The following is a 23296-nucleotide window of genomic DNA, read 5'->3' as shown; positions in this document are numbered from 1 at the left end:
CCCCCCTCTCCCTCGCGGCCAACTCGCCGCCTGTCGTGGTGTGTTCGGAAGAATCCGGGGCAATCGGGACGACATGACGGCGGCTGGCCGGCAGCCGCCACGGGTCGAGAGGGGGAAGACAAAGCATGCGGAACGCATGGACGAAGTCCGGTGCGCTCATGGTGGCCACGGCCGTGTTAGGCGGAGCCCTGGCCGGCTGCGGAACCGAGGACGGGTCGGACACGCCGGGGAAGGCAGGCCGGTCGGGCGGCGCGCGGGAACCGGGCACGGCTGCGGTGCGCGCCGCCTACGACAGGACGGCTCAGGCCGACACCGCGAAGCTGACCGTACGGGTCAGGGCCACGGCGGACGGGCAGACCGCCGTCTCCGACGGACGGGGCGTCGTCGACCTGAAGGACGGCGACAGCGCCCTGACGGTGACCAGCCAGGGCCGTCCGGTCGAGCAGCGGGTGGTGGACCAGATCCTCTACCAGAAGGTGCCGGGCGCCCGTACACCGGCCGGCAAGCCCTGGGTGCGGGTCGACCTGAAGCGGCTGGCCTCGCAACAGGGCCTGGGCACCCAGGGCATCGGGGATCCGGCCCACTCCGCCGCGTTCGCCAAGGCGGTCACGGACCGGGGGGTGACCGAGGCCGGTCACGAGAGCGTCGGCGGCGTGCCGACCACCCGCTACCGGGTCACCGTCGACGTGGCCGCCCTGCCCGACGGGGCGAACCTGCGCCTGCAGCTGGGCCCGACCGTGCCGATGCAGCTCTGGCTCGACGACGACGGCAGGATCCGGCGCCAGGAGATCCGGACGGCCGTCAAGACGCCGATCCCGGCGTCCGCGGCGGCCTCCGGACAGACCGCGGCCCCGCAGCAGCTGAGGATCGACACGGTCCTCGAGTACTCCGACTTCGGCACGGACGTCGACGTCGAGGCGCCGCCCGCCGCGCAGGTGACGGACCTGACCGACCGCGTGCCCCAGCGGGGCGGCACCCCGCGCGGCTGACACGGTGAACCGATCCCCGGGGCGATCGCTTGATCCGGCCGATCGCGGGCATCCGCGACACTGCCGACGCATGCCGCCAGGGGAGGACCTTCATGAGCCGAGGAAGCCGCATACTCACCGCTCTGCACGCAGCTGTCGGCCTGTGGCTGATCTGGTGCACCGTCCGCACCTGGGGCGTCACGACGACGTGGAGCAGTGTGATCATGGCGGCGGCCGCCGTCACCGTGCTGGCCGGCGTCCTCCACTCGCTGGTCGCCGGCCGGCGTCGCGCCGTGCGTGAGCGGGACGTCCGGCACGGGACGCGGCGCGCCGAGGCCGTCGAGGCGCTCGCCCAGCGGGAGATGTCGGCCGCGTGCTGCGAGCGCTGGTGGACGTCGCTCGGTGCCGACCACGACGGCGCCTGCGCCCGCCGGACGCCCCGCAGCAGCGCCGCGTGACGTCCGGCGGGCGCAGGCGTACCGCCGCGGGGTGTCAGCGCATACGGCGGTGACGGCGCCCCCCGCGGCGGAACCGCACGGCTCCGTAGACAAGGTCGGCCAGCAGGACGATGATGCCGATGATCAGCAGGTAGAGGAGGCCGTGGACGACGGCCCCGATGATGCCCAGGATCAGGGCCACGATGATCAGCAGCAGGAACAGGCTCATCCTGTCCTCCCGGTTCGGGGCGGGCCGGTCAGCGGCGGGCCAGGCGCCGTTCGCCGCCGACTCCAGGGGTGTACTCGAGTTCGTAGTGGGCGAAGACGGAGGGTTCGTCCTCGGCCGGGAGCACTCCGTCGACGTCGATGGACGGAGCCTTCTTGATCACGTTCTTGGAGTGGGTGACCCTGAGGTAGCCCGGTCCGACGGTGGCGCCGGTGAGCGGAACGAACACCAGGCGGCGGCGGGTGGGCAGCCCGACGGTGACGGTCGCGAAGTACGGCTGGTCGGTCGACGTGTCCACGTAGACCGACTCCAGTGTTCCGATCTTGTGGTCGTCGCTGTCGACGACGTCGTGGCCACGCCAGTTACGGATGTCGTCCGCCTCGAACATGTACGGCCTCCCGTTCCGGGCCCCTTCTTCATCTTGCCCGGCGCCGGGCCGCGGCGAGCCGCGGTGGGGGCACTCGGGTGAAGTGACTCCATGCCGGTACCACCGAGTGGTGCGCCTCACACTCATCGGGGCAAGAAACCCATGCGGTTGACCGTTCAACATAATGCGGGCGCGGAGGGGACAGTGTCCCCGGGCCTCACCCCTGGCCCGTGGGGACGATCGTTCGGCTGAAGCCCCACGGAGCCCCTCGCCGAGAGGCGACCGCCCTCCGCCCCGCTTTGACCGCCCCGGTCGGCCTCCCCCGAGCCGCCCAGGCCTTTCGCACGCGGTGACACCGCGACCCCTCGCACCCCGGTGAGTGCTCAACTTCGGCACCGGCCGAGCTGTTTCGGGCACGCCGACGGCCCCGCCGCCCCCCGCAGGTTCTAGCGGATCGAGGGAGTGAACCGGACCGGCAGGGTCGTCAGCCCGCGCATCCAGATCGACGGACGCCAGGTCAGCTCCTTGGCGTCGACCGCCAGCACCAGGTCCGGCAGATGCTCCAGCAGCGTCTCCACCGCCGTACGCGCCATCACGTCCGCCAGCAGCGGGGCCGGATAGGGGCAGCGGTGCTCGCCGTTGCTGAAGGACAGATGCGCGGAGTTCCCCTGGCCCACGTGCGCCTCCGGCCAGATCTGCGGATCGGTGTTGGCCGCGGCGAGGCCCAGCACCAGGCAGTCGCCCTCCCGGATGAGACGCCCGCCCAGTTGCGTGTCGCGCACGGCCCACCGGCCGATGAACGCCTGCGTCGGCGTGTCCAGCCACAGCACCTCGTTGAGCGCGTCCCCGACGCTGACCCGGCCGCCCGAGACGTTCACCGCGAAGCGCTCGTCCGTCAGCAGCAGCCGCAGGGTGTTGCAGATCCAGTGCGAGGTCGGCTGCTGGGCCGCGGCGATCACGGAGATGAGATCCTGCGCGATCTCCTCGTCACTGAGCCCGGCCGGATGCAGCAGCATGCGGGAGACGACATCGGGCCCCGGACGCTCGCGCTTCTCCTCCACCAGCCGGGCCAGGCGCTCACCGACCCGCACATACGCCGCGACCGGGTCGTCGCCCTCACCCGCGTCGAGCGAGATCCGCAGATCGTCGACCAGCTGCTCGGTGTCCGCGCTGCCCTGGTCCACCCCGCACATCCACAGCACGCCGCGGGCCGGCAGGACATGGGCGTACATGCTCATCAGCTCGGCCTGGCCGCTGCCCGCGAAGGCCGCGATCAACTGCTCGGCGATCGACTGGCACTCGCGGGCCAGCTCGAACTGGTCCACGCCCTCCAGCGCCTGAGTGATCACCCCGGCCCGCCGCTGGTGCTCCGGCCCCTCGGCGAACAGCACCGACGGCTGGTATCCGACGAACGGCAGCAGGGGCCAGTCCGGCGGGATGTGGGGCCACTGGTTCCAGCGCCGGGAGTCCCGCGCGAACAACTCGTCGTGACTGGTCACATAGCAGACCTCGGGGTAGCCGAGCACGAACCAGGCCGGGATTCCGCCGTCGAGCAGGACGGGCGCCACCGCTCCGTGTTCCTGGCGCAGGGCGCGGTACAGCTGTGCGGGGGTCTGCTGGTACTCCAGGCCGCCCAGGCGCACGGCGGAGGCGTGCGCGGGGCAGCGGGGTGCGGGCGCGCCGGCGTGGGGGGAGCCGGTGGTGTCGCTCACGGTGTTCTCTCCTGGGACAGGGCCATTGCGTACAGGTGGTCCACCAAGGTGATGAGAACCTCCTTGCCGGAGGACCTGACCCGCGCGTCGCAGTCGACCATCGGCACGTCCCCGTTCAGGGCGAGGGCCTGCCGGATCTCCTCGAGCGAGAAGCGGTTCTCGTCACCGTCGAAGCGGTTCACGGCCACCACAAAAGGGGTGTTGTGGTGTTCGAGCCGGTCTATCGCGTACCAGGACTCCTCCATACGGCGGGTGTCGACCAGGACGACCGCGCCCAGCGTGCCGGAGAACAGCCGCTCCCACAGGAACCAGAACCGCTCCTGCCCGGGCGCGCCGAACAGGTACAGGACCATGCGCTCGTTGAGCGTGATGCGCCCGAAGTCGAACGCGACGGTGGTGGTGTTCTTCCGCTCCACCCCGGCCGTCACGTCGACGCCCTGCCCCGCCTGCGTCATCAACTCCTCGGTGTTCAGCGGCCGGATCTCGCTGACCGAGCGCACCAGGGTGGTCTTGCCGACCCCGAACCCGCCCACGACCACGATCTTCAGGCCGGTGTCGGCGGCATCGGCCAGCGGCGTGCGCTGGGAGGGCACCTCAGAGGTTGCGGAGCCCATGGAGCACCTCCTGGAGCAGTGCGGTTTCGGGGAGGGACGCGACGGACGGAGCCGCGCGCGGGTGCCGGACGCTGATCCGGCCGGTGCTGTGCAGATCGCCGAGCAGGATCCGTACCACCGTGATCGGCAGTTTCAGCTCGGCCGCGATCTCGACCAGCGCCGTGGGATGCCGGCACAGGTCGAGGATCCGCGCGTGCTCGGACTGCATCCCGGCGGCCGGCTCGCACTCGCCGACGATCAGCGTCACCAGGTCGAAGCTCTCGTCGGCCTCGCTCCGGCCGCCCGTGACCGTGTAGAGCCGGTCCGGATCGCCGACGTCCACGGGGTGGTGCATCACGCGGTGGTGCCCCGGGCGACCGCGGCGCGGGGCTCCGCCCGCAGGTGCTCGCCGATCTGCTCCACCAGCTCCGTCATCTGGTGGCCCACGATGCCCGGGTCGGCGCTCTCCTGGGCGACGACCGCCAGATGCGCGCCCTGACCCGCCTGCACGATGAACAGCAGACCCCCGTGGAACTCCGTCATGGAGTGCCGGACGCCGCCCGAACCGTCGCCGAACTCCATGGACGCGCCCTGGGCGAGGGCCTGGATGCCGGAGCAGATCGCGGCCAGCTGGTCGGCCTGGTCCAGCGTCAGATGATCCGTCCAGCACAGCTTCAGACCGTCCCGGGACAGGACGAGCGCGTGGCGCGTGCCCGGCGTGCGCTCCAGGAGGTTCTTCAGGAGCCAGGTGAGGCTGTTGTCAGTGGTCTCCATGGTGGGTGGGCGGGGCGACCGGCTGGCGGTCGACCGGCCCCTTCCTCCAATCCAACGAGGTGCTGTGAATCGGTGCGGGGTCAGGCGGTTGGAGTCGCAGCGAAGGTGCGTGGCCCGACCCTAGTCGTCGGCCGTGGCGTCGGGCCTGTGCTCGGCGCCGGGCGTGGCGGCGGGGTCGGTGGCGCCGTGCCGGCCCCGGTGGAAGGCGCCGAACCGGCTCCCGGCATCGCGGGCCACCCGCCCCTGGTGCTCCTCGGCCCCGGGACCGTCGGCCACCGGCTGCTGCCGCGTCTGTTCCGCCTGCGCCATCGTGTGCCCCGGCGACCTGACCGGCAGCCCGTTGGGCGTGGCGGCGTGCCGCCGGGGCACCTCCGGGCGCGGCCCGGGCACGCCGTCGGCCGACGAGACCTGTGTCTGCCGTACCGGGAGGATCGCCTCGGCGACCGGGGCGGGCACAGCCGTCTCGGCCCCGACGGGCTCGCGCTGCTGGGCCACCAGCTGAGGCGGCACGAGGACGACGACACCCGTCCCCCCACGGGACGACGGACGGTAGTTGACGCCGATGCCGTACTTGGCCGCGATCCGGCCGACGACCGCCAGTCCGAGCCGCGTGCCCTGCAGCGAGGCGAGGTCGGTGAACTCGCCCGACACCGCGTCCTCCGCCCGGCGCAGGGCCGCGTCGGACATCTTCAGCCCGCTGTCCTCGATGGTGATCACGACACCGGCGCTGCGCTCCTCCACGTACACGTGGACCTCGTCGATGGGCGGTGAGAAATTGGCGGCGTTGTCCATGAGTTCGGCCAGCAGGTGCATCACGCCCTCGGCCGCGAAGCCGGCGATGGCCGCCTTGCTGGAGGAGTGCAGTCGCACCCGCCGGTAGGCGGCGATCCGGCCGACGGCCCCGCGCAGGATGCTCTCCATGACGATCGGCTTGTTCCAGACCCGGCTGGGACGGCCGCCCATCAGCAGCGCCAGCCGGTCGGTCATCAGCCCCAGCTGGGAGGTGCTGTGGTCCAGGCGCAGCAGATCGCCGAAGACCTCACCGGTGTGCCGGTCCTGCATCTCCCGCAGCGCCGCGAGCATGCTGACCGTCTTCGCCTGCACCCTGCTGAGTGCTTTGACGGAGGCGGCCTGGGCGGCGGCCGAACGCCGTTCGCTGTAGGCGAGTTGGCGGACCACCCACTCGGCGGGCCCTTGCAGCAGCGGGCTTTGCGGCCAGTCGAGGCGCGCGAGGACGGTGTCGGCGGAACTTCCCTCGCGCAGCAGTGCCATCGCGGTGGGCAGTGTCTCGCCGGTCAGCCGCTCGAGTTCCGCGGTGCCCCGGGCCAGTTCGGCCTGGGCGGCCCGCGCCGCGGCCTGGGCCTCCGCGCCCCGCCGAACCGATTCCGCCAGCTCGGCGACGACCAGGTGCAGCAGCCGGCTCTGGAGCGGGTCGGACGGCGCGGCGACACGGGAGAGAACCTCGTCCGCACTCGCCCCGCTGTGCAGCTGCTTGGTCACGGCCGGCAGCGTCACGTTGACCAACTGCGCCGTACCGGCGCTGTGCTGCGTCCAGTTCTGTCTGACCAGCTCCAGCTCCTCGGCCCGCTTGGCGGCCTGCCGCCGGGTGCGCAGCAGCAGCCCTGAGGCGGAGCCGGCGAGAGCCGCCACGCAGCCGAATCCGGCGATCGCCGTGCCCAGCGCCCACGCGCGCGCGGTGGCGGGAGCCAGGGCGGCCACTACGGCGACGCCCAGGGCCGCCACCGACAGCGCCACCGCGGCCAGAGCCGGCGAGGAGCGTGCCCCTTCGGCGGATCGACGCTGGCGGGGGTGGGGAGGCACTGGCATTGAGCGGTTCCTCGGTCGGTGCGAGCAGGACGTGCGGGCACGTCGGGGACGATCGCCGCGATCCGGTGGCCGGCCCGGCCGGGTGGACCGGGAGATCGGCACCCTTCCGGCCCCTTCCGGGCCCTTCCGGACCTTTCCGGATCAAGCGCGCCGCTCATGCTAGCCACGCCGTGCCCTACCGGTACGCCTCTTACCGGGCCACCCCACGCATGAGTTCACTTCGCCGGAAAGCATCCGAAGCATCCCCCGCATGTGATACGAGGCCTCTGTCGGATACGGCCGCACCTTCCGGCGCCGGCCGCATCCCGGGAAGTCCCGGCCGACGCAGGGAAGATGACGACAGCTCAGCAGGTCAGCGTGTCGTCCGCGGCGGCGTTCCCCACCGGTACCCAGGGAGCCGGCCCGCTGCCGTCGCTCCACGCGTGCAGCGCCGACCGGTCGACGCACACGATGCCGCACTGCGCGGCGTACTCGACGGCCGGTGCGGTGAAGTCGCTCGTGGTCACCAGGACGGCGACATCGGCCTCGTGCACGGTGTAGCAGGTGCCGCCGAACCGCTGGAGGTCCTGGGAGCCGACCCGGTGATCGCCGCTGTAGTGCTTGCACTGGACGACCACCCGCCGTCCGTCCGGCGTCACGGCCAGCACGTCCGCGCCCAGATCGCCGGCACCGCCGACGACTTCGACCCCGGTGCACCCGTCCCGTTCGCACAGTGCGGCCACGGCCTGCTCGAACTCGTCGGCGTCGAGGGCGTCGTAGTCGATCAGGGTGTGGCGCGGCACGACCTCGTCGGCCCCGTCGCGAGGCAAGGTGTCGCCGACAGGCTCGTACGGCAAGGTCTGACCGGCCTGTCGTGGCACGAGCGGCGAGGGCGGGGCAGGTGTCTCCAGCGCTTCCAGCGCCGTGTCCGTCGCCGCCTCCAGTGCCGCGGCGGCCTGCCGGGCGGTGCGGGCGGCGGTGACGCGGCGCTTGCGGCGGCCCAGTGCGAGGAGCGCGGAGACGGCCACGAGGCACAGGGCCGCCTGCCAGACCGGCCGCCGCACCGCGGCCGCGATCACGGTGCGGACGACGAACCCGAGGGCGCACACGACGAGGGCGAGAAGGCCGAAGTACACGGCGGTGGCGCGCAGGTCGAACCGGCGCCGCCCGGTGCCGCGTATGCGGCGTGCGGGTGTGGTCACGGTGATGCGTTCCCCCTCCTGACAGTGACGCGATCGACTCCCGCCGTCTGCCCGCGATCAGCGAGTTCACCGGTCGGCCTGTCATGCGGCGCGGCTTGACGGACGCCTGCGCGCCCCGTGGATACGCTCACCGGTGAGAGCGCCGCAGGAGGTTCTTCATGCAGATCTCGCCCCAAGTGATCCGCGTCGCACGTGCCTTCGACGGCGAACGCGTGCTGTCCGGCGGTGTGGCGGTGTTCGTCCGGGACGGCCGGATCGCCGGCGTGGGAGCGGCGGGGGCTCCGGTCCCGGACGGCTGGGAGCTGGTCGACCACCCCGACGCGATGCTGCTGCCGGGGCTCATCGACATGCACTGCCATCTCGGTGCCGACAGCGAGGACGGGGCGCTGGAGCGGATGGCCACCGACTCGCGGGCACGGCTGGAGGAGGTGATCGACGACTCCCTGCGGCGGCAGCTGGCGGCGGGCGTCACCACGGTGCGTGACCTGGGCGACCGTGACTGGTCCGTGGTCCGCCGCCGCGATCTGGCCCGCACCCCCGGCACGAGGGGTGTGCCGGCTCCCGAGATCCTCGCCGCCGGGCCGCCGATCACCACGCCCGACGGCCACTGCGCGTTCATGGGCGGCGGTGCCGAGGGCCCGGAGCAGTTGCGCGCCGCGGTGCGCGAGCGCGTCGAGCGCGGCGTCGACGTCGTGAAGGTGATGGGCAGCGGAGGGGTGCACACGCCGGGCACCGACGTGGCCCGCTGCCAGTTCACCCTGGAGGAGCTGCGGCTCGTCGTGGACGCCGCGCACGCCGCGCACCTTCCGGTGACCGTGCACGCGCATGCCCTCGCCGCCGTGGAACAGGCGCTGGACGCCGGGGTGGACGGCATCGAGCACTGCACCTGCCTGACCGCCGACGGCCTCCTCATCCCCGACGAGCTGCTGAAACGTCTGGCCCGGCGGAACACCGCGGTGTGCCCGACGCTCGGCAAGACGGCCGAGGGCGTGCCGCCGCCGCAGGTGCAGGCGGTCATGGACCGTTTCGGTCTCGGGCTGGAACAGCGGCAGAAGGCGGCCGCCCGGATGCACCGCGCAGGTGTCCGCCTCGTCTCGGGCTCGGACAGCGGTATCAACGGCGCCAAGGCCCACGGCATCCTTCCGGCGGCGGTCGCCGAACTGACCGCGGGGGGCATTCCCGCGGACGTCGCGCTCGCCACCGCCACCTCGCTCGCGGCGGACGAGTGCGGCATCGGCGACCGCAAGGGCAGGCTCCGCGAAGGACTCGACGCCGACCTGCTCGTCGTACGCGGCGACCCGGCCACGGACATGGCGGCCCTCGCGGATCCGGTCGCGGTGGCGGTACGGGGTACCTGGGTCTTTCCGGGGCGGTGACGACCGGGGGGAAGGGACCCATGGCCGAATCGACCCCTTTCCCCGGGTGGCCGAAAGAGAAGCCGCTCTTCCGCATGGCCGAAACGGGGGAGGCGCCGCGTGCGGGAGTGGTGGAGTGTGGGCGCCAGGGAAACCGTGCCGGAAGGAACCGTGCCCCAACGGAACGGAGAGGCAGGCGATGGCCACCACAGCGGGTGCAGAACGGGCGGTTGCGGCGGCGGGCAGCCTTCAGCTGCCGGGGATCATCCTCGGCGTCGGGCTCGGCGGCTTCGTGGACGGCATCGCGCTGCACCAACTCCTGCAGTGGCACCACATGCTCACCAGCACCAATCACGACCACATCGGCGTGAAGTACTACGACCCCCACACCGTCTCCGGACTGGAGATGAACACCCTGTGGGACGGCATCTTCCACACCGTGTGCTGGCTTGCCGTCCTGCTGGGCCTGGCCGTGCTCTACTCCCGTGTCACCCACCAGCGGCGGGCCGTGTGGGCATCGAGGGTGCTCTGGGGCTGGATCCTGGTCGGCTGGGGCCTGTTCAACCTCGTCGAAGGTCTCCTCGACCACCAGATCCTCGGCATCCACCACGTCCACGGCGGCCCCCACCAGGCCTGGTGGGACGCCGGATTCCTGCTCCTGGGCGCCGCGCTCGTCGTCGGCGGCCATCTCCTGCAGCGCAGCGGCCACCCCGTCGCGCCCGGTGCCGAGCGGGCCGGAGGCCACGCCTGATGCACCACACGCACCCCGGGAGCGGCGAGCACGGCGTCGCCGGCCCGTCGGCCGTCCTGATCGTCCTCGCACTGCTGGCTGCCGCCGCCGGCTACCTGCTCGCCGTGCGGCGGGCCCGGCGCCGCAATCCCGCCCAGGGCTGGAGCCGCCCCCGGACGCTCTCCTTCCTCACCGGGCTGGCCCTGCTGGCCGCGGCCCTGCTCCCCCCGCTGGCGCCGGCCGCGCACACCGACTTCCGCGGCCACATGACCCAGCACCTGCTCATCGGCATGTACGCGCCGACCGCGCTGGTGCTGGCCGCCCCGGTCACCCTCCTGCTGCGCGCGCTGCCGCCGCCCCGGGCCCGCCGGGTGACAGCCCTCCTGCACAGCACGCCCGCACGGCTGCTCGCGCACCCGGTCGTGGCGCTGACGCTGAGCACCGGGACGCTGGGGCTGCTGTACTTCACGCCGTTGTACAACACCGCCATGGCCCACCCGGCGGGGCACGGGCTGATGCACGCCCACTTCCTCGCCTCGGGGTTCGTCTTCGCTTACGTCGTCGCCGGCCCCGACCCCGCGCCCGCCCGGCCCGGCGTGCGCACCCGGCTGGTCTGCCTCGGCATCGCGATCGCCGCGCACGCGCTGATCGCCCAGGCCATGTACGGCGGCTTCTTCGTCGACATCCACGCCCCCATCGACCAGGTACAGCGAGGCGCGGAGATCATGTACTACGGCGGTGACATCGCCGAACTCCTCCTGGCGGCCGCGCTGGTGGCCACCTGGCGACCGGAGCGCCGCACCCCGCGCACAGCGCAGCGGGGGAGGGACGGTATCCGAGGCCCGGCCGGAACGGTCGGTCCGAGTCCCGTGCGATGAAACCCGGCCGCCGGCCGCGACCGCGCTCGACCACTCAGTCGTCGGTCACGCCGAGCAGGCGGTTGTGGTGTGGACCAGCTGCGTCGCGACGCTTCGCCGAGGGGCAGGGCGGGTGGCGAAGATTGGTGGTGGCGGGTCCGCGTGCCGGCGGCGGCTGCGACGGTCATGGGCCTGCGGTGGCCCGGCGGGAGCGGGCCCGGAAGGTACGGCGGTAACCGGTCGGGGTGATGGCGGCGTCCCTGGCCAGGTGCAGGCGGAGGTTGGCGGCTGTGCCCAGGCCGCAGCGGCGGGCGATCTCCTCGACGGGCAGATCGGTGACCTCCAGCAGACGGCGTACCTCGTGCAGGCGCTGCGCGGTCAGCCAGCGCAGCGGGGTCGTGCCCGTCTCGGCGGTGAAGCGTCGGGCGAACGTGCGCGGGGAGACGCCGGCCCGGCGCGCCAGATCGGCCACCGTGAGCGGCTGGTCGAGACGCTCAAGCGCCCAGGCGCACACCGCGGCCATGCCGGTACCGGTGCCGGGCATGGTGCGCGTCAGATACTGGGCCTGCCCGCCCTCCCGGTGGGCCGGGACGACGAGCCGGCGGGCCAGTTCGGCGGCCGCCTCGGCGCCGTGGTCCTCGCGCACCAGGTGCAGGCACAGGTCGATCCCGGCGGCGAAACCGGCACTGGTCAGGACGGGGCCGCGGTCGGTGTAGAGCAGGTCCGCGTCGACCTCGACCTCGGGGTGGCGCAGCGCGAGTTCACCGGCGTCCATCCAGTGCGTGGTGGCACGCCGGCCGTCGAGCAGGCCGGCCGCGGCGAGCGCGAACGCGCCGGTGCACACGGAGACCATGCGCGCCCCCCGTGCCGCCGCGGCGCGCAAGGCGTCGAGGACGGGCGGCGGTGGGGACGCCGGCGGTTCATAGCCGGGGACGACCACGGTGTCGGCCTCCGTGAGGGCCTCCAGGCCGCGGGGTGCGACCAGGTCGAAGCCCGTGGTGGTGGGGACCGGCCCGGGCTCCGCCGCGCACAGGGTGAACCGGTAGGAGCCCGGCCCGTTCGGATCGCCGAAGATCTGCGCGGGGATGGCGAGGTCGAAAGCGACCACGCGGGCGAGCGCGACTGCCACCACATGATGCATGGCAGCAATCTTACGGAAGCTGGCATTGCTGCCACTCGTGCCGTGCTCGCCGCGGAGGAGAGGCTGAAGCGTGCCGCACCGGCAGGACAGCCGACCTCACACCCGTGGAGCAGTTCCCATGCGATTCCTCGACGCCGCGCAGTACACCGCCGACCGCCCGTGGGGCGCCGTGGACCTGGCGGAACTCGACACGGCGACGGTCCGTCTGCACTGGACCGACCAGCCCTACGTCTGGCACGTCAACGACGAGCCGGAGGTCTTCGTCGTCCTCGACGGGGCCGTCGACATGCACTACCGCGAGGGCGGCGTCGAACGCATCGAGCGGCTCACACCCGGGCGGGTGTGCCTCGTCGAGCCAGGCGACGCCCACGTGGCACATCCCAGCCCGGAGGCACGCATCCTCGTGGTGGAGCGCAAGGGCAGCGTATGAGTCGTGCTGCACGGGCAGCGTATGAGTCGTGCGGCACGGCGGAGGGGTGCGGCCGAGGGGCATGGGCCCCGGCGGCCGCCGTGCCTCGTCGCTCACCGGGGATCAGGCGGGCCGTCGTGCCCCCGCCGCGCACCGGACGGCGGACGCCGATTCCTCCGTATGGTCCGTCCGGCCCTGTCGGGTACCCGGGGCGCGCGGGAGGGTGGGGGAGTGCGGACCGGCACGCCACCGCCCGACACCAGATCCGGAAGGGACCCGACATGTCCGTCGACAACCGGCAGGCGCCCACGCGACTCGGCGACGAGGAGCTGAGGACCCTGGACGCCCACTGGCGCGCCGCGAACTACCTGGCCGTCGGCCAGATCTACCTCATGGCCAACCCACTGTTGACCGAGCCGCTGCGGCCGGAGCACGTCAAGCCGCGGCTGCTCGGCCACTGGGGCACCTCACCCGGCCTCAACCTCGTCCACACCCACCTCAACCGGGTCATCCGCGCCCGTGACCTGAACGCCCTGTGCATCTGGGGGCCGGGGCACGGCGGGCCCGCGGTGCTGGCGAACTCCTGGCTCGAGGGGTCGTACACCGAGATCTACCCCGACGTCACCCGGGACGCGGCCGGGATGGCCCGGCTGTTCCGGCAGTTCTCCTTCCCCGGCGGTGTGCCCAGCCACGTCGCGCCCGAGACGCCCGGCTCGATCCACGAGGGCGGCGAACTCGGCTACTCGCTCTCCCACGCCTACGGCGCCGCCCTGGACAACCCCGACCTGGTCGTGGCGTGCGTGATCGGGGACGGGGAGGCGGAGACCGGTCCGCTGGCCGCGTCCTGGCACTCCAACAAGTTCCTCGATCCCGTGCACGACGGCGCCGTGCTGCCGATCCTCCATCTCAACGGCTACAAGATCGCCAACCCCGCGGTGCTGGCCCGGCTGCCCGAGAGCGAGCTCTCCGATCTGCTGCGCGGCTACGGCCATGAGCCTGTGCACGTCACCGGCGACGATCCGGCGGAAGTGCATCGCGCGCTGGCACAGGCGATGGACACCGCCCTCGACCGGATCGCCGAGCTTCAGCGGGCCGCCCGCGAGGACGGCGCCGACGAGCGCCCCCGCTGGCCGATGATCGTGCTGCGCACCCCCAAGGGCTGGACCGGCCCGCCGGAGGTCGACGGCCTGCCGGTCGCCGGCACGTGGCGCTCCCACCAGGTGCCGCTGGCCGCCGTACGCGACAACCCTCAGCACCTGCGGCAGCTGGAGGCGTGGCTGCGCTCCTACCGCCCCGACGAACTCTTCGACGAGCACGGCCGTCCCCACCCGGACGTCCTGGCCTGCGTCCCCGACGGTCGCCGCCGCCTCGGTGCCACCCCGCACGCCAACGGCGGGCTGCTGCTGCGGGAACTCCCGCTGCCCGCGCTGGAGAAGTACGCGGTCGATGTCGACAAGCCCGGCACCACGCTGCACGAACCGACCCGCGTCCTCGGCGACATGCTCCAGGACGTGATGGCGGCGACGGCACAGCGCCGCGACTTCAGGCTCGTCGGCCCCGACGAGACGGCCTCCAACCGGCTGCAGGCGGTCTACTCCGCCAGCGGCAAGGCATGGCAGGCACAGACCCTGCCGGTGGACGAACATCTGGACCGGCACGGCCGGGTGATGGAGATCCTCTCCGAACACACCTGCCAAGGCTGGCTGGAGGGTTACCTCCTGACGGGGCGCCACGGGCTGTTCTCGTGCTACGAGGCGTTCGTGCACATCGTGGACTCGATGGTCAACCAGCACGTCAAATGGCTGCGGGTGACGCGCCGTCTGCCCTGGCGGGCGCCCATCGCCTCCCTCAACTATCTGCTCACCTCACACGTGTGGCGCCAGGACCACAACGGCTTCTCCCACCAGGACCCCGGCTTCGTGGACCACATCCTCAACAAGAGCCCCGAGGCCGTCCGTGTCTATCTGCCGCCGGACGCCAACACGCTGCTGTCGGTGGCCGATCACGTGCTGCGCAGCCGCGACTACGTCAACGTCGTCGTCGCCGGGAAACAGCCGTGCTTCGACTGGCTCACCATGGAGCAGGCGAAGGCGCACTGTGCGCGCGGCGCCGGGATCTGGGACTGGGCCGGCACCGAGGACGGCGCCCGGGAACCCGACGTCGTGCTCGCCTGCGCGGGCGACGTGCCCACCCAGGAGGTCCTGGCGGCGGCCCAGTTGCTGCGCCGGCATCTGCCCCGGCTCGCGGTGCGCGTCGTCAACGTCGTCGACATCGCCCGGCTCCTGCCCGCGGAGGAACACCCGCACGGCATGGGTGACTTCGAGTACGACGGGCTGTTCACCAGCGACAAGCCCGTCATCTTCGCCTACCACGGCTACCCGTGGCTCATCCACCGCCTCGCCTACCGCCGCACCGGCCATGCGAACCTCCATGTGCGCGGGTACAAGGAGATCGGGACCACCACGACCCCGTTCGACATGGTCGTGCGCAACGACCTGGACCGCTACCGCCTCGTCATGGACGTCATCGACCGAGTCCCCGGCCTCGCGGTGCGCGCCGCGCCCCTGCGCCAGCGCATGGAGGACGCCCGCCAGCGCCACCACGAGTGGATCCGAACCCACGGCACGGACCTACCGGAGGTAGCAGACTGGACCTGGACCACCTGACCACCGAACACGCCGTGCGCGGCCCGGAGAGGCAGCGCCTAGGCGCCGGTGATCCGCGGAAGGAAGTACAGCGCTGTGTCCAGGTCGCGCGGTGTCCAGCTGCGGTATCGGTCCGGGGCCGCGGCCAGCAGGCGGTCGATGGTTTCGATGTAGCGGCCGTAACGTCCACGGCTGTCGCTGAGGGAGATGTGCAGGGAGCGCAGTCCGGCGTGGGCGCGGCGGTCGTAGACGGCCATGCGGTCGGGTGCGGCAGCTGTCAAGACGGCGGACGCCAGCGCGTCGCCGGAGCGGAACCCCGGCAACGCGGCCAGCGCCGCGCGGCCGTCCCGGGCCGCTGCGCCAGGGCTCAGCGAGGTGTCGCGGACGGCGGTGACGGCTGTGGCTGTCACCTTGCGTACGGTGCTCTCGGCGAGCGCGAGCTCTTGCCACTGGGCTTCGGAGAGGGCAACGTCCTGATCGTTCGCGTTCACCTGTGTTCTCCCGTCAGCGGATGGTGTCCGGGCGGTGTGCGAACTGCCGACCGGGCGCGGGGCGGTGGTCCGTCCCGCGACCGGGTTTCGGTGCCGTGTGGCTCAGCCGTGGTACGTGATGTAGCCGTTGCCGTCGCGGTCGTTGGCGCTCTTGGTGTAGGAGTGCACGTCCGCGCGGGCGCCGCCCGGCTTGTAGAGGTAGATGGTGTCCTTGTCGTTGTTCCATATGAAGTTGCAGTTCTGGCGGTACACGACGTTGTAGCGGTCGGAGTCGGTACCGCGGCCGCCGCGCAGCTGGACGTAGTCGCCCGGCTCGAGGGTGTGGTTCGCGGTGAAGGCGAACCTGTTGCCGGCGGCGTCCTTCACGACGTAACCCTTGAGGTTGACGGTCGTGCGCGAGTAGTTCTTGATCGTCAAATACTCGTTCTTGGTGTTGCCGCCGTTGCAGCGGTTGTCGTCGCGGCCCGGCGCGTCGTACTGGACGCCCTTGATCTTCAGGGCCGAGGAGTACTCGGCGGCCTGGGCGGGCGCGGCGGTCACGACGGCCATCATCGCGCCGGAGGCGGCGGCGAACGTGACAGCGTGGCGCAAGCGGATGTGCATGAGGTGATCCCCCCTCAGTTGTGGCAGTGGTGCGGGCTGGAGCCTACCGGTCGTATGAGATGTGTGGCGGCCATGTGGGGGAAATGTGAAGCGCAAGGCTCGGCGGCTGGATGCGTAATACGCATGATTCATGCCTCTTGCGCGATAGAGTGGACCCGTGGTGATGGGTCTCGATGAACGGATGCGGTCGGCTGTGGCCGCACTGCTGCATGCCTCAGGGGAATCGCAGGGGGATCTCGCCGCCGGGCTGGGGGTGAGCCAGGCCCAGGTGAGTCGCCGCCAGTCCGGTACGGCCTCGTGGAGTCTGGCGCACTGCGACGCGGTGGCCGCGCACTACGGTATCGACGTCCTCGATCTTCTCGCCGGACCGACCCGGGCCGTCCAGGCGCTGCCCGACGAGCGCCGCCGCGTGCCCGGCCGTAACACCGCCACCGCACATCCCGAGACCGTGAGGGAGGGTGGAGCGCGGTGACCGACTTCGAAGCGATCGACGCCCTGCTGGCCGGCGCCCGCAAAGAGGTACCGCTGCCGTCCGCCGAAGAGCGGCGCGCGCTGCGCGAAGGGCTGAACCTCTCGCGCGCCCAGCTCGCGCAGGCACTGAACGTCAGCCCGTCCACCGTGGGCGGCTGGGAGAGCGGACGGGACCCGAGCGGCGACGTACGCGAGAAGTACGCCTACTTCCTCAACGGCGCGCGCAGCAAGCTGGATGCCGCCGCGGCCGAGGAAACCGGGGAAGGGACAGAGGCCGAAGAGAAGGTGGAGGAGCAGGATCTGTCCGCCGGCCTCCCGGGCGACCCGCTCGCCGCCGCGGAGCCCGACCTGTACTCCGGCCAGGACGACGTCGAGGCTCTGGCCGCACCCGAGCCGTGCGTCCTGTGCGGGCAGCCCGCCCGGCACCAGGTCGCCGGTTTCCCTCAGCACCTCGACCCCGCCGAATGCGGCACGGCCGAGCCCGCGCAGACCGTACGCCCGCCGCAGCGACGGCCTGCCGCCGAGCAGGCCCCGCCCTCCCGGCGGCAGGGCGCCGAGCAGGCCCCGCACGTCCGGCGGCAGGGCGCCGAGCAGGGCCGCCCTTACGGACGGCAGGCGCCGGCATCCCGGTCGGACGCGCAGAAGGTCGTCCCGGTCGGCCGCCGGCTGAAGAGCGCCGACACCCCGGACATGATCGGGGCGGCCGTGTCCGCCGTCCTCGCCGAGCACGGCGGCGACGTCGACGCGGCCACGAAAGCACTGGTGAAGCGGGCCATCCCCGATGCGATGGCCTTGCTGGACGCCACCCGCAAGGGCGGCCGGTACGACATCGTGGCCCACCCCTGGCTGCCCGACATCCTGCGCAAGCAGACCGCGCGCGGCGCCGACGAGATCTGGGAGGCCCGGCCCAAGTGGTCGCGCACCCACCTCCCGCCCGGCGAGCACGAGGTGACCGCCCTCGACATCAACGGCGCCTACCTGTCCGCGCTCAAGACACATCTGCCGCTCGGCCAGCTGGAGCACAGCACTGGCGACCAGCACGACCGCCGCCGCGCCGGCGTCCACCTCATCACCCCGCCCGCCTGGGAGCACGACGCCTACCTGCCCAACCCGATCGGCAACCGGGACGAGCCGGGGCCGCTGTGGGTCACCGAGCCGACCCTGCGTCTGCTGCTGCGCCTGGCGGGACCCAAGTACGGCCTGTGCGACCCGCCGGAGATCCACGAGTCCTGGACCTCGGGGGCCACGGAGGGCCTGCTGGAGAAGTTCCGCGTCGCCTTGAAGGACGCCCGGGAACGGGCCCTCGCCGAGGACGACACGGTCACCCTGGAGTACGTCAAGGCGATGTACTCGAAGTTCGTCTCCACGATGGGGGAGTCGAACTACAACCGTGAGCTGTACCGCACCGACTGGATGCACCTCATCCGCTCCCAGGCGTTCGTCAACCTGTGGTGGAAGGCGCACCGCGCCTACGACGAGGGCCTGATGGTCGTCCGCGCCATGGGCACCGACGAGCTGCATGTGATCGGTGACTGGCGCGCGGTGTTCCCCGAGGGACGCGGTGTCACCGAGGTGAAGGTGAAGGACGTCTACACCGTCGGCACCCCGGCCACGGAGGACGAGGGCCCGCCACCGCAGTGAGGCGTCGCGTGGCCGCGTTCGGCAGGTTCCAGCCGGTGCCCCGGACCCGTCCCACAAGGTCAGCCCGCGTCGGTGAGCCGTTCCGGGAACCCTTCCTGGTCCGCCTTCCGCCGTGCCGCGGCCGCGTTGTAGTCACGCACCGCTGCCAGCCACCGCCACGGCTTGATCTCGTCCAGGGTCAGCCCGGGACAGGCCAGTTGGTGCGGGATCCGGCAGGTCTCACCGGGGCGCGGCTCGTCCAGGCCGCCGTTCCAGGCGACACCGTTGCCGTCGACGTGCCAGCGATGGCCGCCGGGAACGAGATGGGCCGGCACCTTGAGCCGGGGTTCGAGGAGCACGTGCTGCCCCGTGTAGGTGCGGCGGCGGTCACCGGTCAGTCCGCAGTGGGGGCACCGGGGAGGGTCGGGTGGCTCGGGGCCGGTCGCGCCCTCACGCGCGGCCTGGGCGCGATCAGCCCTCTCCCACGGCGCGGGCGTGCCCGGCGGCCGCTGCCGCTGACCGTCCGGGCCGGGCAACGCGATGATGCGTTCGGTGTCGTCCCCCATGGCTTCGAGCGTGGAGGCGAACCGCCCCGGGCGGGAAGGGCGCGATCCGGGCGCAACGGGAGCATGCGGGCGGGGCACACGGGGTCGCTCGGGTGTCGTGCGGGCCGCCGCCGCGTGCGCCACGACGGGCCGCCGCCGGGTACGCCTCGACGGCCCACCGACCCGACCGCCCCTAGCCGTTGATGTCGAGCGCCGTCCCGTACAGCCGGTCCACCTTCAACCGGACGACCACTCGTCGCTCGGCGACCAACTGCTCCAGGAACTCCTGCTCATCCGCCGGCCGCGCGTCCTGCGGGATCATGTCGAGCAGCTCCCGGCCGACGGCGTCACCGGGGACGGCCGTGGCCTGCGAGACCTCCGCCTCACCCTCGGCGACGGCGAACGACCAGACGTCGCCGCCCTGCACATGCAACGCCGCACGCGGGTCACGCCGCAGGTGCGTGACCTTGATGCGATCCCCGGTCGTCGAGAAGCGTGCGATCCGCGCCTCGGGATCCCAGCTGTACAGCATGGTCGTCAGATGCGGGTGACCACTGCGCTTGACGGTGGCGAGCGTACCGAAGCGCTGCGTGCCGAGCAGGTGCGAGAGGGCATCGTCGGACAGGGGGCGAGGGGCGGGTCCTTGAGTCATGACGTGATCAACACCCGTGGGTCCTGCGGTATTTCACCGTCACGGGGCAGTGAGCGGCACGGGTCGGCCCCGACCTGCCGTCACCCGGTTCCCGGCCGGCCCCAGTGCGGGTCGCCGGCCGACAGGTGGTGGACCGTCACCGATGTCACCGCGACCAGCACCAGAGCCAGGACGAGAGTGAGCACCAAGTGGCCGCGCACGACAAGGGCCCCACCGACGAGCGCGCCCAGGAACATCGCCAGCACCGACAGCAGGCGCCGGGCAGGCCCGGACGTCTCCCCGCCGGCCGGGGTGGAGTCGGCGGCCAGTCCCGTCAGGGTCTGGGTCAGCACCGTGGTGGTGAGGTCGGGGACGGCGAGCCGCCGGGCGACCGCGTTCTGCAAGCCCATGGCGAACCCCAGGAGCGCGATCAGCGCGTAGCGGACACCGTCCGTGACCTGCCCGTCCCCGGCCGCGGCGACCGCCACGGCCGCCGCGACCAGGACCGTCTGCACGCCCGTCGCCGTGCGCAGCAGGTGCCCGCGGTGCGCGACGCGCCGGCCGCCGACCCGGCCCCCTGCCACCGCTCCGATGAGGAACGTGCCCAGCGACACGGCGGACGCGAGCGCGGACAGGCTCGTGGTGCCGCCCAGGGCGAAGCCCAGGAGGACCACGTTCCCGGTCATGTTGGCGACGAAGACATGCCCGAGCGCGAGGTAGCTGACGGCGTCGACCAGCCCGGTGACCACGGTCAGCGTGAGCAGCAGCGGCGGCAGCGGCCCGTGCCGGTCCTTCTGGGGCGGCACCAGGGTGCGCAGGACGTCGCTGAGCAAGCGGCGCATACGGGGCTCTCCTCCCACGACGACGGACGGCCGGTACGGCCTCGCCTCGCCGGCGCCCGCTGCCGGCTGCGCACGCCGTCCCGGTGCGGTTCCAGGACATAGTGCAGGCCGCCCCGATGTCAGGCGCGGACGCGCGTCGGCCGGCCCGGCGCGAATCCAGGGGGAACAGCGCTGCGTGCGCTGAGGGAAAAGCAGACGTGCGCTCGTCGGCAATCCCGCCTTTCCGGGCGGATTTAGCGTGACGCCCGGCGCAATCGAAACACAGAGCCAGGAGACAGACATGCCCGATGCCGTCGAGCCCGTGCAGCCCGTACTGGAACCCGCGGCCGCCGCGTTCGCCGAGGCGACCGCCAACCCGCCCTACCTCTTCGACCTGACCCCCGCGGAAGGCCGCAAGGCCGTCGACGAGGTGCAGTCCGGTGAGATCGCCAAGCCGGCGATCGACGAGGCGTGGGTGACCGTACCGGGCGGACCCACCGGCAGCGTCCGGGCGCGGATCGTCCGGCCCGCCGGCGCCACCGGCACCCTGCCGGTCATCCTCTACATCCACGGCGCCGGCTGGGTCTTCGGCAACGCCCACACCCACGACCGCCTGGTGCGCGAACTCGCCGTCGGCGCCGAGGCCGCCGTGGTCTTCCCCGAGTACGACCTGTCGCCCGAGGCCCGATACCCGGTCGCCATCGAGCAGAACTACACCGTCGCCCGCTGGATCGTCGACGAGGGCGCCGGCCAGGGCCTGGACGGCACGCGCCTGGCGGTGGCCGGCGACTCGGTCGGCGGCAACATGACCGCCGCCCTCACCCTGATGGCCAAGCAGCGCGGCGGGCTCCCGCTGCGCCGGCAGGTGCTGTTCTACCCGGTGACCGACGCCGCCTTCGACACCCCGTCGTACCACCAGTTCGCCACCGGTTACTTCCTGCGCCGTGACGGCATGCAGTGGTTCTGGGACCAGTACACGACCGACGAGGCCGAGCGCGCCCAGATCACCGCCTCCCCGCTGCGCGCCACCACCGAGCAGCTGAGTGGACTGCCCCCGGCGCTCGTGATCACCGGCGAGGCGGACGTGCTGCGCGACGAGGGCGAGGCCTACGCCAACAAGCTCCGCGCCGCCGGTGTCCCCGTCACCGCGGTCCGCTTCCAGGGCATCATCCACGACTTCGTCATGCTCAACGCGCTGCGGGAGACCCACGCCGCCGAAGCCGCCATCACGATGGCCGTCCGCACCCTGCGCACCGCCCTGCACGGCGCCTGAACCCAGGAGGAACCCCTCTCATGACCACTCCCACCGTCCTCCTCGTCCACGGCGCGTTCGCCGACGCCGGAAGCTGGACCGGCGTCATCTCCCGACTCCAGGACCACGGCGTCCCCGTCGTCGCCCCGCCCAATCCGCTGCGCGGCCTCGCCTCCGACGCCGCCTACGTCGCCTCCGTCGCCGCCCAGATCGACGGGCCCGTCGTGCTCGTCGGTCACTCCTACGGCGGCGCCCTCATCACCGTGGCCGGCACCACGGAGAACGTCGTCGGCCTCGTCTACGTCGCCGCCTACGTCCTGGAGGAGGGCGAGAGTCTGGGTGAACTCCAGGGCCGCTTCCCGCTCTCCCCGCTGGTGAGCAACCTCAAGCAGTGGACGTACCCGGTGCCGGGCGGCGAGCCGGCCGTCGAGGTCACCATCGCCGAGGACGCCTTCCCGTCCGTCTTCGCAGCCGACGTACCGGTGGAGACCACCAAGACCCTGGCCGCGGCGCAGCGCCCGCTCGCCGCCGCGGCCTTCGAGGAGACCGCCTCCGCCGCCGCGTGGAAGACCAAGCCGTCCTGGGCGCTGGTGGCCGCCGCCGACCAGGCCATCAACCCGGAGGTCGAGCGCTTCGGCGCGAAGCGGGCCGGGGCGACGATCGTCGAACTGGAGGGTGCCTCACACGCGGTGGCCGTCTCCCGGCCCGAGGCGGTCGCCGACCTGATCCTCGAGGCGGTCCGCGCGACCGGCTGACCCGTACGGCCCGCACCCCGGCCGCGCAGGCGACTCCCCCCGCCTGCGCGGCCGTTCGGCATGCCCGCACTCAGTCAGCGGCGGCCGCAACCATGTCTGTGCCGACGCGCACACGGACACATGAGCCGAGGCGCACGCGGACACGCCTTGGCCCGTACGGACTTGCCGCGCAGGACATGCGCTGAGGCGCACACAGGCGTGCGCTCCGGGACAAGGCAGCCCGGGCGCCGGCGCATAGCGTCACCGGTGTACACAGCGCAACGCACCGCAGGAGGCGGAACATGACCACCGACACCACGCACGCCGGCAGCCAGCCCCGGTTGCACCAGAAGGGCCGCGTCATCCAGGAGTTCGGCACCGTCAAGCAGTTCCCGCTGGCCCTGTCCTACGAGGCCCGCATGTACTCCTGCCAGCGGTTGAACAAGGTCCTCGCGGACACGCAGATCCTCCACGGCCTCTACAAGAAGCACCACTGGCTGATGCGGGGCGCGACCTTCTACCAGCTGCACCTCGTGCTGGACAAGCACGCGGGTGAACAGCTGGACCTCGTGGACACCCTCGCCGAACGCGTCCAGACACTGGGCGGCGTGGCCGTCGGCGACGCCCGCCATGTCGCCGAGCTGACCTCGATCCCGCGCCCGCCCGACGGTGTCGAGGAGGTCCCCGCGATGCTCTCCCGTCTGCTCGAGGCGCACGAGACGATCCTCGCCGACGCCCATGACGCGGCGGCCCGCGCGGCGGAGCTGGGTGACGACGGGACCAACGACCTGCTGGTCTCCCAGGTGATCCGCACCGGAGAGCTCCAGACCTGGTTCCTGGCCGAGCACTTGGTCGACACGCCCCTGGTACGGGCGTAGCCCGCAGGCGCTCGGGACAGGATCGCGT

26 protein-coding genes are annotated in these 23296 nt (G+C 72.3%); 12 read left to right on the top strand and 14 right to left on the bottom strand.

Annotated features, from left to right (window positions below; all coding sequences use genetic code 11):
- Positions 1-125 precede the first annotated feature (125 nt).
- Both ACZ64A_RS24095 and ACZ64A_RS24090 read left to right on the top strand, forming a co-directional pair.
- Entirely contained in the window at positions 126-989 is an 864-nt protein-coding gene (locus ACZ64A_RS24095; protein ID WP_469812975.1) for an SCO4651 family lipoprotein, read from the top strand.
- A gap of 92 nt (positions 990-1081) precedes the next feature.
- Positions 1082-1426, top strand: coding sequence for a hypothetical protein (locus tag ACZ64A_RS24090; RefSeq protein ID WP_469812973.1), 345 nt, complete (start codon positions 1082-1084; stop codon positions 1424-1426).
- Positions 1427-1460: 34 nt separating this feature from the next.
- On the opposite strand, the gene ACZ64A_RS24085 is transcribed toward ACZ64A_RS24090, so the two are convergent.
- The 8 genes from ACZ64A_RS24085 to ACZ64A_RS24050 all read right to left on the bottom strand — a co-directional run bounded on the left by ACZ64A_RS24085 (position 1461) and on the right by ACZ64A_RS24050 (position 8085).
- The gene (locus ACZ64A_RS24085) at positions 1461-1634 is read right to left on the bottom strand and encodes a hypothetical protein (RefSeq protein ID WP_469812972.1); all 174 of its coding nucleotides are present in this window, start codon (positions 1632-1634) and stop codon (positions 1461-1463) included.
- A gap of 28 nt (positions 1635-1662) precedes the next feature.
- Positions 1663-2019, bottom strand: coding sequence for a PRC-barrel domain-containing protein (locus ACZ64A_RS24080; RefSeq protein ID WP_469812970.1), 357 nt, complete (start codon positions 2017-2019; stop codon positions 1663-1665).
- Between the two features lie 425 nt (positions 2020-2444).
- Complete coding sequence (locus ACZ64A_RS24075) at positions 2445-3710, bottom strand: cytochrome P450 (protein ID WP_469812968.1); 1266 nt, start codon at positions 3708-3710, stop codon at positions 2445-2447.
- The gene (locus ACZ64A_RS24070; protein ID WP_469812966.1) at positions 3707-4324 is read right to left on the bottom strand and encodes a GTP-binding protein; all 618 of its coding nucleotides are present in this window, start codon (positions 4322-4324) and stop codon (positions 3707-3709) included. The genes ACZ64A_RS24075 and ACZ64A_RS24070 overlap by 4 nt, the downstream gene beginning before the upstream one ends.
- A complete protein-coding gene (locus tag ACZ64A_RS24065) occupies positions 4305-4661 on the bottom strand; it encodes a DUF742 domain-containing protein (protein ID WP_469812964.1) in 357 nt (118 codons plus the stop codon). The genes ACZ64A_RS24070 and ACZ64A_RS24065 overlap by 20 nt, the downstream gene beginning before the upstream one ends.
- Positions 4658-5077 carry a roadblock/LC7 domain-containing protein gene (locus ACZ64A_RS24060; RefSeq protein WP_469812962.1) on the bottom strand — a complete coding sequence of 140 codons (420 nt, stop codon included), beginning with the start codon at positions 5075-5077 and terminating at the stop codon, positions 4658-4660. Before ACZ64A_RS24060 ends, ACZ64A_RS24065 begins: the two co-directional genes overlap by 4 nt.
- A 120-nt stretch (positions 5078-5197) precedes the next feature.
- The gene (locus ACZ64A_RS24055; protein WP_469812960.1) at positions 5198-6904 is read right to left on the bottom strand and encodes an ATP-binding protein; all 1707 of its coding nucleotides are present in this window, start codon (positions 6902-6904) and stop codon (positions 5198-5200) included.
- Between the two features lie 344 nt (positions 6905-7248).
- Positions 7249-8085, bottom strand: coding sequence for a restriction endonuclease (locus ACZ64A_RS24050; RefSeq protein ID WP_469812958.1), 837 nt, complete (start codon positions 8083-8085; stop codon positions 7249-7251).
- A 158-nt stretch (positions 8086-8243) separates the two neighbouring features.
- Between ACZ64A_RS24050 and ACZ64A_RS24045 the strand changes: the two genes are divergently transcribed.
- The 3 genes from ACZ64A_RS24045 to ACZ64A_RS24035 all read left to right on the top strand — a co-directional run bounded on the left by ACZ64A_RS24045 (position 8244) and on the right by ACZ64A_RS24035 (position 11048).
- Complete coding sequence (locus ACZ64A_RS24045) at positions 8244-9461, top strand: amidohydrolase family protein (protein ID WP_469812957.1); 1218 nt, start codon at positions 8244-8246, stop codon at positions 9459-9461.
- Between the two features lie 178 nt (positions 9462-9639).
- Positions 9640-10191, top strand: coding sequence for a DUF2243 domain-containing protein (locus ACZ64A_RS24040; protein WP_469812955.1), 552 nt, complete (start codon positions 9640-9642; stop codon positions 10189-10191).
- Complete coding sequence (locus tag ACZ64A_RS24035; protein WP_469812953.1) at positions 10191-11048, top strand: cytochrome c oxidase assembly protein; 858 nt, start codon at positions 10191-10193, stop codon at positions 11046-11048. The genes ACZ64A_RS24040 and ACZ64A_RS24035 overlap by 1 nt, the downstream gene beginning before the upstream one ends.
- A gap of 163 nt (positions 11049-11211) precedes the next feature.
- On the opposite strand, the gene ACZ64A_RS24030 is transcribed toward ACZ64A_RS24035, so the two are convergent.
- Positions 11212-12168 carry a GlxA family transcriptional regulator gene (locus ACZ64A_RS24030; protein ID WP_469812951.1) on the bottom strand — a complete coding sequence of 319 codons (957 nt, stop codon included), beginning with the start codon at positions 12166-12168 and terminating at the stop codon, positions 11212-11214.
- 118 nt (positions 12169-12286) lie between these two features.
- Here ACZ64A_RS24030 and ACZ64A_RS24025 point away from each other — a divergent pair, with 118 nt between their 5' ends.
- Positions 12287-12598 carry an AraC family ligand binding domain-containing protein gene (locus ACZ64A_RS24025; RefSeq protein WP_469812949.1) on the top strand — a complete coding sequence of 104 codons (312 nt, stop codon included), beginning with the start codon at positions 12287-12289 and terminating at the stop codon, positions 12596-12598.
- Positions 12599-12858: 260 nt separating this feature from the next.
- Complete coding sequence (locus tag ACZ64A_RS24020) at positions 12859-15243, top strand: phosphoketolase family protein (RefSeq protein WP_469812948.1); 2385 nt, start codon at positions 12859-12861, stop codon at positions 15241-15243.
- A 38-nt stretch (positions 15244-15281) separates the two neighbouring features.
- Here the strand turns inward: ACZ64A_RS24020 and ACZ64A_RS24015 are convergent, their stop codons facing one another.
- The gene (locus tag ACZ64A_RS24015) at positions 15282-15713 is read right to left on the bottom strand and encodes a hypothetical protein (protein ID WP_469812946.1); all 432 of its coding nucleotides are present in this window, start codon (positions 15711-15713) and stop codon (positions 15282-15284) included.
- Positions 15714-15815: 102 nt separating this feature from the next.
- Positions 15816-16316 (bottom strand): lamin tail domain-containing protein, encoded by a 501-nt coding sequence (locus tag ACZ64A_RS24010; protein WP_469812944.1) that lies wholly within the window; start codon positions 16314-16316, stop codon positions 15816-15818.
- A 163-nt stretch (positions 16317-16479) separates the two neighbouring features.
- Between ACZ64A_RS24010 and ACZ64A_RS24005 the strand changes: the two genes are divergently transcribed.
- The gene (locus tag ACZ64A_RS24005; protein WP_469813224.1) at positions 16480-16788 is read left to right on the top strand and encodes a helix-turn-helix domain-containing protein; all 309 of its coding nucleotides are present in this window, start codon (positions 16480-16482) and stop codon (positions 16786-16788) included.
- Positions 16785-18428, top strand: a complete 1644-nt coding sequence (locus ACZ64A_RS24000) for a helix-turn-helix domain-containing protein (protein WP_469812943.1) — start codon at positions 16785-16787, stop codon at positions 18426-18428. Before ACZ64A_RS24005 ends, ACZ64A_RS24000 begins: the two co-directional genes overlap by 4 nt.
- Positions 18429-18487: 59 nt before the next feature.
- Here the strand turns inward: ACZ64A_RS24000 and ACZ64A_RS23995 are convergent, their stop codons facing one another.
- The 3 genes from ACZ64A_RS23995 to ACZ64A_RS23985 all read right to left on the bottom strand — a co-directional run bounded on the left by ACZ64A_RS23995 (position 18488) and on the right by ACZ64A_RS23985 (position 20425).
- Positions 18488-18973, bottom strand: a complete 486-nt coding sequence (locus tag ACZ64A_RS23995; RefSeq protein WP_469812941.1) for a DUF6083 domain-containing protein — start codon at positions 18971-18973, stop codon at positions 18488-18490.
- 172 nt (positions 18974-19145) lie between these two features.
- Entirely contained in the window at positions 19146-19604 is a 459-nt protein-coding gene (locus tag ACZ64A_RS23990) for a TIGR03618 family F420-dependent PPOX class oxidoreductase (protein WP_469812939.1), read from the bottom strand.
- Positions 19605-19684: 80 nt separating this feature from the next.
- Positions 19685-20425, bottom strand: coding sequence for a YoaK family protein (locus ACZ64A_RS23985; protein WP_469812938.1), 741 nt, complete (start codon positions 20423-20425; stop codon positions 19685-19687).
- A 280-nt stretch (positions 20426-20705) separates the two neighbouring features.
- Between ACZ64A_RS23985 and ACZ64A_RS23980 the strand changes: the two genes are divergently transcribed.
- The 3 genes from ACZ64A_RS23980 (at position 20706) to ACZ64A_RS23970 (ending at position 23268) form a co-directional block, all read left to right on the top strand.
- Entirely contained in the window at positions 20706-21677 is a 972-nt protein-coding gene (locus ACZ64A_RS23980; protein ID WP_469812936.1) for an alpha/beta hydrolase, read from the top strand.
- A 20-nt stretch (positions 21678-21697) separates the two neighbouring features.
- Positions 21698-22411, top strand: a complete 714-nt coding sequence (locus ACZ64A_RS23975) for an alpha/beta fold hydrolase (RefSeq protein WP_469812934.1) — start codon at positions 21698-21700, stop codon at positions 22409-22411.
- A 281-nt stretch (positions 22412-22692) separates the two neighbouring features.
- Entirely contained in the window at positions 22693-23268 is a 576-nt protein-coding gene (locus ACZ64A_RS23970; protein WP_469812932.1) for a Dps family protein, read from the top strand.
- Positions 23269-23296 lie beyond the last annotated feature (28 nt).

The organism is Streptomyces sp. NPDC104814, assembly GCF_055583185.1.
This window is presented reverse-complemented; position numbering and strand designations above follow the sequence as displayed.

Coding starts and splice junctions, on each gene's coding strand:
- ACZ64A_RS24025 (WP_469812949.1), top strand. CDS start 12,287: ATGCGATTCCTCGACGCCGCGCAGTACACCGCCGACCGCCCGTGGGGC.
- ACZ64A_RS24055 (WP_469812960.1), bottom strand. CDS start 6,904: ATGCCAGTGCCTCCCCACCCCCGCCAGCGTCGATCCGCCGAAGGGGCA.
- ACZ64A_RS24095 (WP_469812975.1), top strand. CDS start 126: ATGCGGAACGCATGGACGAAGTCCGGTGCGCTCATGGTGGCCACGGCC.
- ACZ64A_RS24010 (WP_469812944.1), bottom strand. CDS start 16,316: ATGCACATCCGCTTGCGCCACGCTGTCACGTTCGCCGCCGCCTCCGGC.
- ACZ64A_RS24035 (WP_469812953.1), top strand. CDS start 10,191: ATGCACCACACGCACCCCGGGAGCGGCGAGCACGGCGTCGCCGGCCCG.
- ACZ64A_RS24060 (WP_469812962.1), bottom strand. CDS start 5,077: ATGGAGACCACTGACAACAGCCTCACCTGGCTCCTGAAGAACCTCCTG.
- ACZ64A_RS24070 (WP_469812966.1), bottom strand. CDS start 4,324: ATGGGCTCCGCAACCTCTGAGGTGCCCTCCCAGCGCACGCCGCTGGCC.
- ACZ64A_RS23975 (WP_469812934.1), top strand. CDS start 21,698: ATGACCACTCCCACCGTCCTCCTCGTCCACGGCGCGTTCGCCGACGCC.
- ACZ64A_RS23970 (WP_469812932.1), top strand. CDS start 22,693: ATGACCACCGACACCACGCACGCCGGCAGCCAGCCCCGGTTGCACCAG.
- ACZ64A_RS23995 (WP_469812941.1), bottom strand. CDS start 18,973: ATGGGGGACGACACCGAACGCATCATCGCGTTGCCCGGCCCGGACGGT.
- ACZ64A_RS23990 (WP_469812939.1), bottom strand. CDS start 19,604: ATGACTCAAGGACCCGCCCCTCGCCCCCTGTCCGACGATGCCCTCTCG.
- ACZ64A_RS24090 (WP_469812973.1), top strand. CDS start 1,082: ATGAGCCGAGGAAGCCGCATACTCACCGCTCTGCACGCAGCTGTCGGC.
- ACZ64A_RS24030 (WP_469812951.1), bottom strand. CDS start 12,168: ATGCATCATGTGGTGGCAGTCGCGCTCGCCCGCGTGGTCGCTTTCGAC.
- ACZ64A_RS24085 (WP_469812972.1), bottom strand. CDS start 1,634: ATGAGCCTGTTCCTGCTGCTGATCATCGTGGCCCTGATCCTGGGCATC.
- ACZ64A_RS23980 (WP_469812936.1), top strand. CDS start 20,706: ATGCCCGATGCCGTCGAGCCCGTGCAGCCCGTACTGGAACCCGCGGCC.
- ACZ64A_RS24045 (WP_469812957.1), top strand. CDS start 8,244: ATGCAGATCTCGCCCCAAGTGATCCGCGTCGCACGTGCCTTCGACGGC.
- ACZ64A_RS24005 (WP_469813224.1), top strand. CDS start 16,480: ATGGGTCTCGATGAACGGATGCGGTCGGCTGTGGCCGCACTGCTGCAT.
- ACZ64A_RS24040 (WP_469812955.1), top strand. CDS start 9,640: ATGGCCACCACAGCGGGTGCAGAACGGGCGGTTGCGGCGGCGGGCAGC.
- ACZ64A_RS24080 (WP_469812970.1), bottom strand. CDS start 2,019: ATGTTCGAGGCGGACGACATCCGTAACTGGCGTGGCCACGACGTCGTC.
- ACZ64A_RS24020 (WP_469812948.1), top strand. CDS start 12,859: ATGTCCGTCGACAACCGGCAGGCGCCCACGCGACTCGGCGACGAGGAG.
- ACZ64A_RS23985 (WP_469812938.1), bottom strand. CDS start 20,425: ATGCGCCGCTTGCTCAGCGACGTCCTGCGCACCCTGGTGCCGCCCCAG.